This is a genomic window from Pseudomonas sp. P129, from assembly GCF_020312195.1.
Taxonomy (GTDB): domain Bacteria; phylum Pseudomonadota; class Gammaproteobacteria; order Pseudomonadales; family Pseudomonadaceae; genus Aquipseudomonas; species Aquipseudomonas fragariae.
The window spans coordinates 477889-491957 of sequence record NZ_JAGPYS010000001.1 but is presented as its reverse complement, the minus strand read 5'-3'; the positions used below and the strand labels follow the sequence as shown (position 1 = coordinate 491957).

At 61.6% G+C, this 14069-nt stretch carries 11 protein-coding genes; 1 reads left to right on the top strand and 10 read right to left on the bottom strand.

Going from position 1 to position 14069, the window contains the following annotated elements; translation table 11 throughout:
* Positions 1–24 precede the first annotated feature (24 nt).
* The 3 genes from KBY02_RS02190 to pmbA form a co-directional block, all read right to left on the bottom strand.
* Complete coding sequence (locus tag KBY02_RS02190) at positions 25–636, bottom strand: superoxide dismutase (protein ID WP_011268863.1); 612 nt, start codon at positions 634–636, stop codon at positions 25–27.
* Position 637: 1 nt separating this feature from the next.
* On the bottom strand, positions 638–1099 hold the full coding sequence (locus tag KBY02_RS02185; protein ID WP_003400234.1) for a tetratricopeptide repeat protein: 462 nt from the start codon (positions 1097–1099) through the stop codon (positions 638–640).
* Positions 1100–1985: 886 nt separating this feature from the next.
* Entirely contained in the window at positions 1986–3332 is a 1347-nt protein-coding gene (gene pmbA / locus KBY02_RS02175; RefSeq protein WP_024651013.1) for a metalloprotease PmbA, read from the bottom strand.
* Between the two features lie 107 nt (positions 3333–3439).
* On the opposite strand from pmbA, the gene yjgA reads away from it, so the two are divergent.
* A complete protein-coding gene (gene yjgA / locus KBY02_RS02170) occupies positions 3440–3961 on the top strand; it encodes a ribosome biogenesis factor YjgA (RefSeq protein WP_003364101.1) in 522 nt (173 codons plus the stop codon).
* A gap of 48 nt (positions 3962–4009) precedes the next feature.
* On the opposite strand, the gene tldD is transcribed toward yjgA, so the two are convergent.
* The 7 genes from tldD to mreC form a co-directional block, all read right to left on the bottom strand.
* On the bottom strand, positions 4010–5449 hold the full coding sequence (tldD, locus tag KBY02_RS02165; protein ID WP_003400228.1) for a metalloprotease TldD: 1440 nt from the start codon (positions 5447–5449) through the stop codon (positions 4010–4012).
* Between the two features lie 2 nt (positions 5450–5451).
* A complete protein-coding gene (locus KBY02_RS02160) occupies positions 5452–6297 on the bottom strand; it encodes a carbon-nitrogen hydrolase family protein (RefSeq protein WP_024651012.1) in 846 nt (281 codons plus the stop codon).
* A 48-nt stretch (positions 6298–6345) separates the two neighbouring features.
* A complete protein-coding gene (locus KBY02_RS02155) occupies positions 6346–10161 on the bottom strand; it encodes a YhdP family protein (protein WP_225649738.1) in 3816 nt (1271 codons plus the stop codon).
* A 180-nt stretch (positions 10162–10341) separates the two neighbouring features.
* Positions 10342–11799, bottom strand: a complete 1458-nt coding sequence (gene rng / locus KBY02_RS02150) for a ribonuclease G (RefSeq protein ID WP_003364105.1) — start codon at positions 11797–11799, stop codon at positions 10342–10344.
* On the bottom strand, positions 11796–12398 hold the full coding sequence (locus KBY02_RS02145; protein ID WP_024659424.1) for a Maf family protein: 603 nt from the start codon (positions 12396–12398) through the stop codon (positions 11796–11798). Before KBY02_RS02145 ends, rng begins: the two co-directional genes overlap by 4 nt.
* Before the next feature lie 67 nt (positions 12399–12465).
* A complete protein-coding gene (gene mreD / locus KBY02_RS02140; RefSeq protein WP_003364106.1) occupies positions 12466–12957 on the bottom strand; it encodes a rod shape-determining protein MreD in 492 nt (163 codons plus the stop codon).
* On the bottom strand, positions 12950–14029 hold the full coding sequence (gene mreC / locus KBY02_RS02135) for a rod shape-determining protein MreC (RefSeq protein ID WP_024651008.1): 1080 nt from the start codon (positions 14027–14029) through the stop codon (positions 12950–12952). The genes mreD and mreC overlap by 8 nt, the downstream gene beginning before the upstream one ends.
* Between the last annotated feature and the right edge of the window lie 40 nt (positions 14030–14069).

Here is a 14069-nt window from a genome sequence, read left to right as displayed (position 1 = left end):
CCGCCTTGGGTCCGGCTGCCAGGCTCAGGCCAGAGCGGCCTGATAACGGCGGGACACCTCATCCCAATTGATCACGTTGTAGAACGCATTGATGTATTCGGGACGACGGTTCTGATAGCGCAGGTAGTAAGCGTGCTCCCACACGTCCAGCCCCAGAATCGGCGTGTTGCCGTTCATCAGCGGGCTGTCCTGGTTACCACTGCTTTCCACCACCAGCTTTTTGTCAGGCGTGACGCTCAGCCATGCCCAGCCACTGCCGAAACGGGTCAATGCGGCCTTGGTGAATGCCTCCTTGAAGCTTTCGTAGCCACCCAGTTGCTCATTGATGGCAGACGCGACAGCGCCCGTGGGCAAGCCGCCGCCGCCCGGCACCATGACTTCCCAGAACAACGAGTGATTGGCATGGCCGCCACCCTGATTGATCACCGCTGGACGCAGGTTTTCAGGCAACTGCTGGACACTGGCCACCAGCTTCTCCACCGACCAGTCGGCGAACTCCGTCCCTTCGACCGCGGCATTGAGGTTATTGATGTACGTCTGGTGATGCTTGGTGTAGTGGATTTCCATGGTTTGCGCATCGATATGTGGTTCAAGGGCATCGTATGCGTAAGGCAGTGCAGGCAAGGTGTATGGCATTTCAATGTGCTCCGTAGAAAAGTCCGGAAGGGCTTGCCGAATGGCGCTGTAGCGATGAACGGGTGTGCTCGCTGCCGCTGTTCAGCAACCGATGAGTGCGCGGGTATTCGCCGTGTTCGCTGATGAAACTCAGCAGCTCGGCGTATGTTTTGCTGCTGTGGCGCAAGGCTGCCTCGCGTAACGCGGGCGGGAGGCGTTGATTCTGCATGGTCTGCAACAGGTGCTGGTGGATGGCACACAGGTACTCGGCGCTCTCCTCCGGCTGGCCCAGACTCAGGTGCAGATCCGCCAGGTTATGGTGAGAAATCACACAGGCCGCGACCGCTTCATCGACATCCGCCCAGCGCTCGAACAAGACCTGCGCCAACGCCAGCGCCTGAAGGTACAACTCGCGAGCTTCGACCCAGTCGCCAAGATTGAAACAGCGATTGGCCAGCTCGATGGTGCGTTTCCAATGCTGCATGAGGTACCTCCAGGAACATTGACTGGGCAGCGACCATGGGCCGGGGCGGGGCGCTCAATCGCGCCAGGTAACGCCCCTCGGCGAGGTAATGCTCGATCAGCCGAGGCTCGTCGGTTTCAAGCGCACAACGAATCCGCAGACTCAAGCCACGCTGGTTTCCAGATAAGACAACTCGTGCAGAACAGACCCCATGATCGCAGTTCATTTTAGAAATGATATTCATTATTAAATGAGATACAGAATCAACACAAGCCCGATCGCTTCACCGCCTTGCGCCGGTGAGCGTGAACATGCTTTGAGGGAGACGTAACACGCGGGTTCGGACGAAGGTTATGGGCGGCCAAAACCGGAGGTGGATGGGTGACGCAGAGCGTCACGAACGGCATTCCCACGCGGGAGCGTGAGGAACGATCAGCCTGACTATCGTGCGGCGCTCCGCGTCGCATGCCTTTCCGGACGCTCTGCGCCCTCTTGACGACGCAGAGCGTCGTGAACTGCACTCCCACGCTGGAGCGTAGGGAACGATAACCTCAACTATCGTGCGGCGCTCCGCGTCGCATGCCTTTCCGGACGCTCTGCGTCCTCTTGCGACGCAGAGCGTCGAGCACTGCACTCCCACGCTGGAGCGTGCGGAACGACCATCGCAACTATCGTGCGGCGCTCCGCGTCGCATGCCTTTCTAGAAGCTCAGCGTCATCCTGGCGACGCAGAGCGTCGTGAACTGCATTCCCACGCTGGAGCGTAGGGAACGATAACCTCAACTATCGTGCGGCGCTCCGCGTCGCATGCCTTTCCGGACGCTCTGCGTCCTCTTGACGACGCAGAGCGTCGTGAACTGCATTCACACGCGGGAGCGTGAGGAACGATAGCCTGAATCGGGGATCTGTCAGCTCCCCGCCACCATCATGCGCTCGATCAGTACCGAGCCGGTGCGGATGTTGCTGCGCAGCTCAAGATCGCTGCCAACGGCGACGATCTGCTTGAACATGTCGCGCATGTTGCCGGCAATGGTCACTTCCTGAACCGGGAACTGAATCTCGCCGTTCTCGACCCAGAAGCCTGCCGCGCCGCGTGAATAGTCGCCGGTGACCATGTTCAGACCGCTGCCCATCAATTCGGTCACCAGCAGGCCACGTCCCATGCGCCGGATCAGCGCAGCCTGGTCGTCCGAGCCATGGCTAACGAACAGGTTGTGCACACCGCCCGCGTTGGCGGTGCTCGGCATGCCCAGCTTGCGGCCGGAATACGTGCTCAGCACATAGGAAACCAGATCGCCACCTGCCACGAACGGTTTGGCGAAGGTCGCCAGACCATCGCTGTCGAACGCCGAGCTGCCCATCGCATGCCTGAGGTGCGGGCGCTCATCAATGGTCATCCACTCAGGGAACAGGCGCTGACCCAGCGCGCCTTCGAGGAACGACGACTTGCGATACAGGGTACCCCCGGAAATGGCGCCGAGAAAGCTGCCGAACAGGCCGCCTGCCAGCTCTGCAGCAAACAGCACCGGCACTTCACAGGTCGGCACAGGACGCGCGCCCAGACGGCTCGCTGCACGCAACGCCGCCTTGCGACCAATGCTCTGCGCATCGGCCAGCAGCTCGCCCTGGCGGTTGACGTCATACCAGTAATCGCGCTGCATCTGACCTTCGCCCTCGGCGATCATCACACAGCTGAGGCTGTGCCGCGTTGACGCATAGCCACCGATGAAGCCATTGCTGTTGCCGTACACACGGCAGCCCTGATGGGTATTGAGCGTAGTGCCGTCGGCATTCTTGATGCGGCTGTCGGCATCGAAGGCCGCCGCTTCGCAGAGCAGCGCTTTCTCGATGGCCTGCTCGGGCGTGATGTCCCAGGTGTGATAAAGGTCAAAATCCATAACCTCTTTGGCCATCAGCGCAGCGTCAGCCAGCCCGGAGCTGTCATCTTCGGAGGTGTGTTCGGCAATCGCCAGTGCAGCGGCGACCGTTTCACGAATGGCATCGGCACCGGTTGCCGACGTGCTGGCCGAGCCCTTGCGCTGCCCGACATACAGGGTGATACCAAAGCCCTGATCGCGGTTGAACTCGACGGTTTCAACTTCACGCTGACGGACCGAGGTCGACAGCCCCTGGTCCACCGAGACTGCGACTTCGCAGGCGCTGGCGCCCTGACGCCGGGCTTCGGCAATGATCTGCTCGACCTGTTCCTGCAGCTCGGGCAAGGCTTGTGGGCCGACGCTTTGGGTTGCACTCATGACTTTCTCCATCAAATTCTTCTTTCAGCACAGGCCGAGTACCGACCGGGCCGGACAAGCGGCCCACGACTGGTTATCATGGCGGCGTTTCTTTGCGGACTGCCCCCATGGTTGATTCTTACGACGACTCCCTCGACGGGGAGAAAAGCAAAACCCAGGTCAAACGAGAGCTGCATGCTCTGGTCGACCTCGGCGAGCGACTGACAACACTCAAAGCCGATGTGCTGGCCAAGCTGCCGCTGACCGACGCTTTGCGCAAGGCCCTGGCCGAAGCGCCCAAGCACACGGCGAACATCGCGCGAAAGCGGCACATTCTGTTCATCGGCAAGCTGATGCGCGATCAGGACCAGGAAGCCATTCTGGTGTTGCTGGACCAACTCGATGCCTCCACTCGCCAATACAATGAACGTTTCCACAATCTGGAGCGCTGGCGTGACCGCCTGATCGCGGGCGATGACGCCGACCTCGAGAAATTCGTTGTCGAATACCCCGATGCCGACCGTCAGCAGCTGCGTTCGCTGATCCGTCAGGCGCAACACGAAGTTGCACGCAACAAACCGCCGGCCACCAGCCGCAAAATCTTCAAATACATCCGTGAGCTGGACGAACTTCAACGCGGTCTGCGTTGACTTCGCCCTCGGGGCCGGCGGCAGCAAGCAGCCGGCCCCGACTCACCTTCAGCTACCGGTGCCACCCACGGTAATCGCGTCGATTTTCAGCGTAGGCTGACCCACACCGACCGGCAGCGACTGGCCATCCTTCCCGCATGTGCCGACGCCACTGTCCAGCGACAGATCGTTACCCACCATCGATACCCTGCTCATGGCTTCCGGCCCGTTACCGATCAAGGTCGCGCCTTTGACCGGCGCAGTGATCTTGCCATCTTCGATCAAATAGGCCTCACTGGTCGAAAACACGAACTTGCCGCTGGTGATATCCACCTGACCACCGCCCAGGTTGGCGCAGTAGATGCCGCGCTTCACTGAAGCGATGATTTCCTGTGGATCGCTCTGCCCGCCCAGCATGTAGGTGTTGGTCATGCGCGGCATCGGCAGGTGGGCATAGGACTCGCGACGGCCGTTGCCGGTGCGGGCCACGCCCATCAGGCGTGCATTGAGCTTGTCCTGCATGTAGCCCTTGAGTACGCCGTTCTCGATCAGCGTAGTGCATTCGGTTGGTGTGCCTTCGTCATCGACGCTCAGCGAGCCACGACGCCCCGCCAGGGTGCCGTCGTCGACGATGGTGCAGAGTTTCGACGCAACCATCTCGCCCATGCGCCCGCTGTAGGCCGAGCTGCCCTTGCGGTTGAAGTCACCCTCAAGGCCGTGACCGACCGCTTCGTGCAGCAGCACACCGGACCAGCCAGAGCCGAGTACCACCGGCAAGGTGCCTGCCGGTGCAGGAATCGCTTCCAGGTTGACCAGTGCCTGACGCAGGGCCTCACGGGCGTAGCCCATGGCGCGATCGTCGGTCAGGAAATAACGGTAATCGGTACGCCCGCCGCCGCCATGCCCGCCCCGCTCGCGACGGCCATTCTGCTCGACGATGACACTGACGTTGAAACGCACCAGCGGGCGCACATCGGCGGCCAGGCTGCCATCCGCGGCGGCCACCAGGATGCGCTCCCAGACACCGGCCATGCTCACCGAAACCTGCTGGATACGCGAGTCCAGCGCGCGCGTTGCGACGTCGATGCGCTTGAGCAACTCGACTTTCTCGGCGCGGCTCAGTACTTCCAGCGGGTTGTCCGGGGCATACAACTGTGCCACGTCCTGCGAGGTGAAAGCCTGCACGCGACCATTCTGGCCTGCGCGGGAAATAGAGCGCGCGGCCTGTGCGGCGGTGCGCAGGGCCTCGGCGGTGATCGCGTTGCTGTACGCAAAGCCGGTTTTCTCACCCGACTGGGCACGCACGCCCACGCCTTGATCGAGATTGAAACTGCCTTCCTTGACGATCCCGTCTTCGAGCGACCAGGACTCGGAGATCATGCCCTGAAAATACAGATCGGCCGCGTCGATGCCTGGTCCGGCCAGATCGCCCAGCACGGACTGCAGGCTGTCGAGGTTCAGGCCGCCGGGTGCCAGAAGGTGTTCGCTGACTGAGGACAGATCACTCATATTCACTCCGAAGCAGGCCGCATGGCGTCCTGCGAAAAAAAGCGCCGGTGACTGGACACCGGCATCCGCGCCCGTATGGACGCCTGTTCTTCACTGTCACGTGTGCCCAGCAGTACCGCTTCACCCTGTGCCTGCTCGGCCAGTACGCGGCCCCATGGATCAACGATGGCCGCGTGTCCGTAAGTCTCGCGAGGTCCCGGATGGACCCCGCCCTGTGCCGCCGCCAGCACGTAACACTGGGTTTCGATGGCACGCGCGCGGATCAGAATGTCCCAGTGCGCGGCCCCCGTTACCGCAGTGAAGGCTGACGGCGCGGTAATCAGTTCAGCACCGGCTTCACGCAGCGCGGTGTACAGTTCGGGAAAGCGCAGGTCATAACAGACGGTCAGCCCCAGACGCCCCACCGGCGTGTCGGCCACCACCACCCTGCTCCCATGAGCATAGTCATCCGATTCACGATAGCGGCCACGGTTGTCAGCGACATCCACATCGAACAGATGCAGTTTGTCATAACGGGCCACCTGCTCACCGTGCTCATCGATCAACAGCGAACACGCCGTCACCTTGCCATCCGGCCGCTCATCCGGCGGCAGTGGCAAGGTTCCGGTAACAATCCATAACTTGAGGTCGCGAGCGGCCAGTTTCAACCATGGCAGGATCGGTCCGTGCCCCTGAGCCTCGGCACGCCCGATATCGGCGACGTCACGGCGCCCCATCGCGACGAAGTTTTCGGGCAGTACCGCCAGCCGCGCGCCACCGTCGGCAGCCTGTTCCAGCAGACGTCGGGCGCTGGCCAGATTGGCCAGGACATCGCTTTGGCTGACCATCTGAATCACCGCGAAGGACATGGCAACCCGCTCCTGAATGAGATGGCCACCACTGTACTCCATGAGACGCTATTGGGGCTTTTCAAATGGCTTGTCGAAGGTGATCTTCGGCTCTTTCCAGGGCCCTTCGACCTTGTATTGCACGCTGGCGAAACGCGCAACCCGGTCGCCCAGCAGCTTGTCGACCAGAAACAGCGCCCCGCCAATGGCCGGCGCGCCGACAATCAGTGCAGCAATAGGCAGGTTATTGGTGACCGGCAAGGTCACCAGCAGCTTCGCATCGACACGATCGCGGACCATGTCCAGCGTACCGTTGAGCTCCAGATTGCTCGACGGCCCGGTCAGGGTGATCGGGTTGCGCGTCACATAGACACCGTCGCTGGCGACCAACAGCCCTTTGACCCGGTCGTAGCTCAGGCCTTTGCCCAATAGGTCGGAGAAGTCCAGACGCAGACGCCGGCCGATGGAGTTGAAATTCAACAGCCCGAACACCCGCAATGCCTGAGCACCGCCCTCGACTTCGACGAACTGGCCTCTGTTCAACGTGGCATCCAGACTGCCGGAATAGCGCTTCAGACCAACCCAGGCAGGCGAACCCGGCCAGCGCCCGTCCACGTTCATCTCGAAGCGTTCACTGGTAACAGTGGGTGCGAAGTTCCACGCCTTGAGCACATCCGCGAGGTTCTTGCCCGCCAGACGGCCTTTGAACGAACTGCTGCTGGCCCCGGGCGTACCCTCCCAGGTAGCGTCACCCTCCAGCAGAATACCTTTGAGCCCCAGGCTCATGTCCGACATGCGCATGCCGGCAGGCGTCGGCCGGGTTTTCAATGCCCAGGCCCCGAGCAACTGATCGCCCTGAAACAGCTGGGAGATCTTCACGTCCAGCGCAGGGATATTGTGCGGGTCGATATCCGCCAGAGGATCAGGCGCGTTTTCCACCACGGTCGCTGTCGGATCTGATGCAGGCAGTCGAACGTAGAGCATGTTGACGCCGATCGGTGCAGACTTGGCGTCGGGCAGCGTTGCCGTGCCTTTGGCCATTGCGCTGTCCAGCGACAGGGCCCAGGCTGCCGCGTTGCGCTGCAACTGGACACGCACGTCATTGAGTGTGGTGCCCATCGCGGTCAGCTTGCCGATCTGCAGATCAACGCTGTTAAGCAGTTGTTTTGCGTTGCCGCCCGGATCATTCCCGGTGTAGCGAGCGGCCAGTTCCTGCCAGGGCGCGATGTCCAGTTCGGACAACTCTCCACGGATCCGCAAGCCCTTGGCGTCCGGCACGATCGCCCCGCCGCGCCCCAGATAAAGCTCGCCACGACCTTCGGCAAACTTGCCATTCGGTGCTGCGAACGCAAAGTTGGCCTGATCGTTATAGGCCGCGCCGAGCCTGCGCTCCGCGCCTTGCAGGGTCATGCGAAATTCGCTGGGACGCTCCTGCTCGGCGGTCTTGCCAAACGGTGCGGGCAAATCGATCGCCACGCCCTTGAGCGTGGAGTTGATTACCAGCGGGCTGTCCTTGCTGTCCAGAATCAGCTGCAACTGATATGGCAGGTCACCGGAGACCGGCAGCGGTTGGGTCACGTTCAGCCAATCGGTGAGCCGCTTCAAGGTGATTTGTCCGTTCGCCACAATGCGCGTCACGTTGTCGCCAGGCTTGCCCTCGGCGGCGATCTCTGCGGTCACAGGGCGATCGAATGCCTGGGCCTTGATGCCCTTGCCACTCAGCCCGCTGGAGCTGTCAAAACGGAAGTCGCCTTTCAGGCGAGTCAGCTCCAGCACCGGGTCGGCCAGTTTCAAGCGCGCATTGTCGGTGCTGAAGTCCACCACGACCTTTGGCTCGACGCCCTTGGCCAGCGGGATATCCAGCTTCAGCTTACCGTCCAGCGGGCCCTCGCCCTGCCATCCGGCAAACGTGCTGCCCGTACCGATGGGCGCCTGCTGAAGAATCTTCAGGCCGTCGATCAGGTTTCCGGAAAAATTACCGTCCACCAGCAGGTGACTGTCCTGACCTGACGGCACATGAGGAATATTGACCAGCACGTTGCTGACCTTGGTATCCAGCAACTGGCCTTTGCTTGCCTTGACACGTACACCGCTGTTTTCGACGTAGACCTTGCCATCCACCCCGGTCAGCGACGGCCAGCCCGGCTGGAACGCCAGCGTTGCGTTGTTGACGTCGAAGAACAGGCTGATGACACGCGCCGTATCGGGCGAGTTCTTGTTCAGCGACCCTTGATATTGGAAGAAACCCTGCTTGACCGCGCCACTGACCACGGCGGTGCGCAACCAGTGATCAAGCTCCGGACTGAGCGCTGTCGGCAGGTACTTGCTGGTGTAACGGCCGTCGCCGTCGACCATACCGACCCGCAGATCCATGTAGTCTTCCTGATCATGATTGAGGTGAATCTTGATCAGAAAGTCCGCCGCAATCTTGCCTTCGTCGCCGAGCACCTTGATGTACGGGGCAATCAGCGTGAACGCCTGGTCATCCAGTTTCCAGGTCAGACGGGCATTGGCCTTCCGGTAACGCCAAGGCTTGGCGAAGATCGGGTCCAGGTGCAGCATGAAGTCATCGGTGTCGAGGCGCAGCTCGCCCTGCCCCAGATCGCCGCTGATGGCACCGCTGACGTTTCCGGCCGCCGGCGCCCCGCGATACGCGTTGAAACCCACCTTGTCCAGATTGGCGGCAAAGCTCAGGCGCTGGTCACCGATTGCCTGTGGCCGGTAGTCGAGCAGTACGTTACGCAGCCCGCCTGTCACCTTGAGGCCGTCGACCACTGCCATGGCCTTTTCAGGCAGGGGCGCGAATGAGTCGATCAGCGGCGTGACGGGGGTCAGGTCCAGACGATCCGCCTGTACGTGCCAGAGCTCTTCGCTGTCAGGCGTCGCGGCGGTTTGCGTCAGTTGCACACGGCTTTCCCAACGCGCGTCGCCAAGGCTCATCGCCAGTGAATCGAGGTTCAGGTCGAAACCTGTTTCAGTGCGTGCAAACCATGCGTTCAGCGCAAGGTTATTGATCGTCGACGGTTTGCGACCGGCATAAACGCCTTTGACCTGTGGTGCATTGAGGCGCGTGGTCGCGCTTTGCACGGTGCCCTTGCCCCAACTCAACCAGACCTCGCCGCCGGCCTGCAGCTTCGCCAGCGTCCATTCGCGCGTAAGGCTTTTCGGCAGCCACCTGGCCCAGTCGCTTTGCGGCAGGCTGGCGTAGATATCGGCCTCGCCGTCCTTCCACTGACTGGCCTGGATGCGCGAGCGCACGTTGAGCGCGACCGGCTGACCATCCGGCAGAGTCAGGCGTGCGTCAAGTCGCTGGGCATAGCTGCCGGTGTCCAGGCTGAGGTTTACATAGGTGAGGGTCAGCGGCGCAGCGTCAAACGGTTGCACCGTGACCTGGCTGTCTAGCAACGACACATGCGCGACCATCTGCATCTGCTTGAGCGCCTGCTCGGGATCGAACGGGCTGTCGTTGTGCACCGGCAAGCCCTGAACCGACCACGCACCGTCCTTGTCCTGCCTGAGGCTGAACTGCAGGCCGTCCACTTCAAGATGAGCGATGCGCACGTCACGCGCCAGCAGGCTTTCCCAAAGGTCGGGAACCACCCTTACGCGATCCAGACGCAGAGCACTGGCACCCTCGCCGACCATCACGTCATGAGCAAGCAATACCGGAGCAAAGCGGCTCCAGCTACCTTCCAGGCTGCCGATGCTCAGCGGTATGCCCAGCGCGCTGCTGGCACGGGTTTCCACATCGACACGGTATTCGGCAACCAGCGGCGTCAACTGACGGCCGAGGCTCACGTACAGCGCCGCAAGCACCAGAATCAGTGCGCACAGGCTCAGCCCCCAGCGGGTCAGGGTTGCAACGAGGCGAGGAAGACGTCCCATCTCAGGAGGTCCTCCACTGCGGGGTGCAAAGAGCAGAATCGGCGAACGGAGTCAGGCTCGGATGCGCAGGTGCGGTCAGGTACAGGTTTTGCTCATTCGCCACGCATCATTCTCGATAAAACGGCATACCTGCCAGAAACCCGTAGGGCACTTGTCATAGATTTCAAACGATCAGCACCCTCAGAGCAGCACCACGTCGTATTGTTCCTGCGAGTACATGGTTTCTACCTGAAAACGGATAGTGCGGCCAATAAAGCTCTCCAGTTCAGCCACGTTGCCGGACTCCTCGTCGAGCAGGCGATCCACCACGCGCTGATTGGCCAGAACGCGATAGCCCACTGCCTGATAGGCCCTGGCCTCGCGCAGGATTTCCCGGAAGATTTCGTAGCAGATGGTCTCGGGGGTCTTCAGCTTGCCCCGCCCTGCGCAGCAATGACACGGTTCGCACAGCACCTGTTCGAGACTTTCGCGGGTGCGCTTGCGGGTCATCTGCACCAGACCCAGCTCGGTGATGCCGATGATGTTGGTCTTGGCGTGATCGCGTTCCAGCTGTTTCTCCAGCGTGCGCAGCACCTGACGCTGGTGTTCACCGTCTTCCATGTCGATGAAATCGATGATGATGATGCCGCCCAGATTGCGCAGGCGCAGCTGCCGGGCGATGGCCGTGGCAGCTTCCAGATTGGTCTTGAAGATGGTTTCTTCGAGGTTGCGATGCCCTACGAACGCGCCGGTGTTGACGTCGATGGTGCTCATCGCTTCGGCTGGATCGATTACCAGATAGCCGCCCGACTTGAGCGGCACCTTGCGCTCGAGGGCCTTCTGGATTTCGTCCTCGACCCCATAGAGGTCGAAGATCGGCCGCTCGCCCGGATAGTGCTCGAGCCTGTCGGCTATTTCCGGCATCAGCTCGGCGACGAACTGGGTGGTTTTCTGAAAAGTTTCCCGCGAGTCGATACGGATCTTCTCGATGCGCGGGCTGACCAGATCGCGCAAGGTGCGCAGCGCCAGGCCCAGGTCTTCGTAAATCACCGTGGGCGGGCTGACCGTCTTGATCTGCTCGCCGATCTGGTCCCAGAGCCTGCGCAGATAACGGATGTCCATGAGGATTTCATCAGCCCCGGCGCCTTCGGCAGCGGTGCGCAGAATGAAACCTCCGGCTTCCTTGATACCTTCCTGGGCAACACAATCACTGACCACTTTCTTGAGTCGTTCGCGCTCGGCTTCGTCCTCGATTTTCAGCGAGATGCCCACATGCGCCGTGCGCGGCATGTACACCAGATAACGCGACGGAATGGAGAGTTGCGTGGTCAGCCGTGCGCCCTTGCTGCCGATCGGGTCTTTGGTGACTTGCACGACAAGGCTCTGGCCATCATGTACCAGCGACGCAATGCTCTCGACCGCCGGCCCTTCACGCATGGATATTTCCGACGCATGAATGAACGCCGCGCGATCCAGACCAATGTCGATGAACGCCGCCTGCATGCCGGGAAGCACCCGCACAACCTTGCCTTTGTAGATATTGCCGACGATGCCGCGACGCTGGGTACGCTCGACATGCACTTCTTGCAGAACCCCGTTTTCCACCACTGCCACGCGCGATTCCATCGGCGTGATGTTGATCAGAATCTCTTCACTCATGACTTGTCACCTTCCAGGCATTGCCAGCAGGGTATGCCGAAATGGCCAAGCAGTTCTGCGGTTTCGCACAGGGGCAGACCCACCACCCCAGAATAGCTGCCTTGCAGGCCCTCGACGAAAATCGCTGCCAACCCCTGGATGGCATAGCCGCCAGCCTTGTCGGCGGGCTCGCCACTGGTCCAGTAGGCCTGAGCTTCATGGATTTGAATCGGGCGAAAGCGCACACGACTGGTAACAATACGGGTGTCGCTGCGTTGCCGATCACAGAGCGCGACAGCCGTCAGCACTTGATGCTCGCGCCCGGACAGGGCCATGAGCATGGCCTGGGCATCCGCTTCATCGACCGGCTTGCCGAGAATGCGTCCATCGAGCACCACCGCCGTGTCGGCCCCCATCACGCAGGCCTGTTGTTCGGCTGGCAGCAGGGACAGCCCGGCCTGAGCCTTGCCCAGCGCAAGACGCTCGACATAGGCAGCCGGGGTTTCATGGTCGAAGGGGGTTTCGTCGATCTGAGCGCTCAGTACGGTAAAGGGCACACCGATCTGAGTCAGAAGTTCGCGGCGGCGCGGCGAGCCAGAAGCCAGATAAAGCGAGGGCATAAGGACATCTCCGTGTCTGTGCGGGTGAGCGCGAACAACGCAGCGGGGCGTCGCGCTCACCTTGCGCTTAATTGATTTTCAAACGTTTGCGCAATCCACGCAGGCCATAACTGATCCAGGGCCACAACAGAGCACTGACCAACGCGGGCAGCACCAGCGCCAGCGTTGGCTGACGGTTGCCGGTCAGCGCGCTGAGCCAGAGTTGCGCAAGCTGTGCCAGACCGAATACCACCAGCAGCACCAGGCATTGTTGCCACATGGGAAACATGCGCAGGCGCTGCTGCAAGGACATCACCAGAAAGGTGATCAGACTGAGGATCAGGGCATTCTGGCCGAGCAATGTGCCGTACAGCACATCCTCCATCAGGCCCAGTATCCACGCGGTGGTCATGCCGTATTTGTGCGGCAACGCCAGAACCCAGAAGGTCAGCAGCAGGGCCAGCCACAGTGGCCGGAAGATTTCCATGAATTGCGGCAGCGGCGAAACGCTCAGCAGCAGACCGATCGCAAACGTCAGCCAGACCACCCAGCCATTGCGCCCGGAAACATGACTAACCATCGATAGGCTCCCGGGCAGTGGAAGGTCGTGAAGCAGGCGGCTGTGACGCCGCAGGCCGGGCAGCAGGCCTTGCCGGTGTCGCGGGCGTGGCCGCCGGTGCAGGTGCAGGTGCAGGTGTTGCCGATTGCGCTGCAGGCTTGTGCGTCAGCGTACTGCCCGGAAAGACCGGAACGACGGCCTGCGGCCACATCGGGAAGGCGGGTGTCGGCGGCGGCAGTGTCGCCATCACGGAGGGCTCGACGCCCTTGTCGAGGGATTCCTGTGCTTGCGCGGCATCGGCAGCGCGCTCTTCCGGCGAGCGCCCGTCGGAGAACACCAGCAACAGATAGCGACTGCGATTCAGCGCAGCGGTCGGCACTGCACGAACGATCGCAAACGGCTGGCCGGAGTCGTGAATCACTTCCTTGACCGTCGCCACCGGGTAACCGGCCGGGAAACGCTGCCCAAGGCCCGAACTGACCAGCAGGTCGCCTTCCTTGATGTCTGCAGTGTCCGCCACATGCCGAAGCTCCAGACGCTCCGGGTTACCGGTGCCGCTGGCGATGGCACGCAGACCGTTGCGGTTGACCTGCACCGGGATGCTGTGGGTGGTGTCAGTCAGCAACAAGACGCGTGAGGTATAGGGCATCAACTCGACCACCTGCCCCATCAGGCCGCGCGCATCGAGCACAGGCTGGCCGAGCACCACGCCGTCGCGTTCGCCCTTGTTGATGATGATGCGATGGGTGAAGGGGTTCGGGTCCATGCCGATCAGCTCGGCGACCTCGACCTTTTCGTTGACCAGCGCCGAGGAGTTCAGCAACTCACGCAGCCGAACGTTCTGCTCGGTCAGTGCCGCCAGCTTTTGCAGGCGACCTTGCAGGAGCAGGGCTTCGGTCTTGAGTTTTTCGTTTTCGGCGATCAGCTCTGTGCGGCTGCCGAACTGGCTGGCGACGCCTTGATACAGACGCTGCGGCAGGTCGACGATCCAGTAGGACTGCATGAGCACCATCGACATCTGGCTGCGCACGGGCTTGAGGATCGTAAAGCGGGCGTCGACAACCATCAACGCAACCGACAGAACGGCCAGCACCAGCAGACGTACACCCAGCGACGGGCCTTTTGAGAAAAGC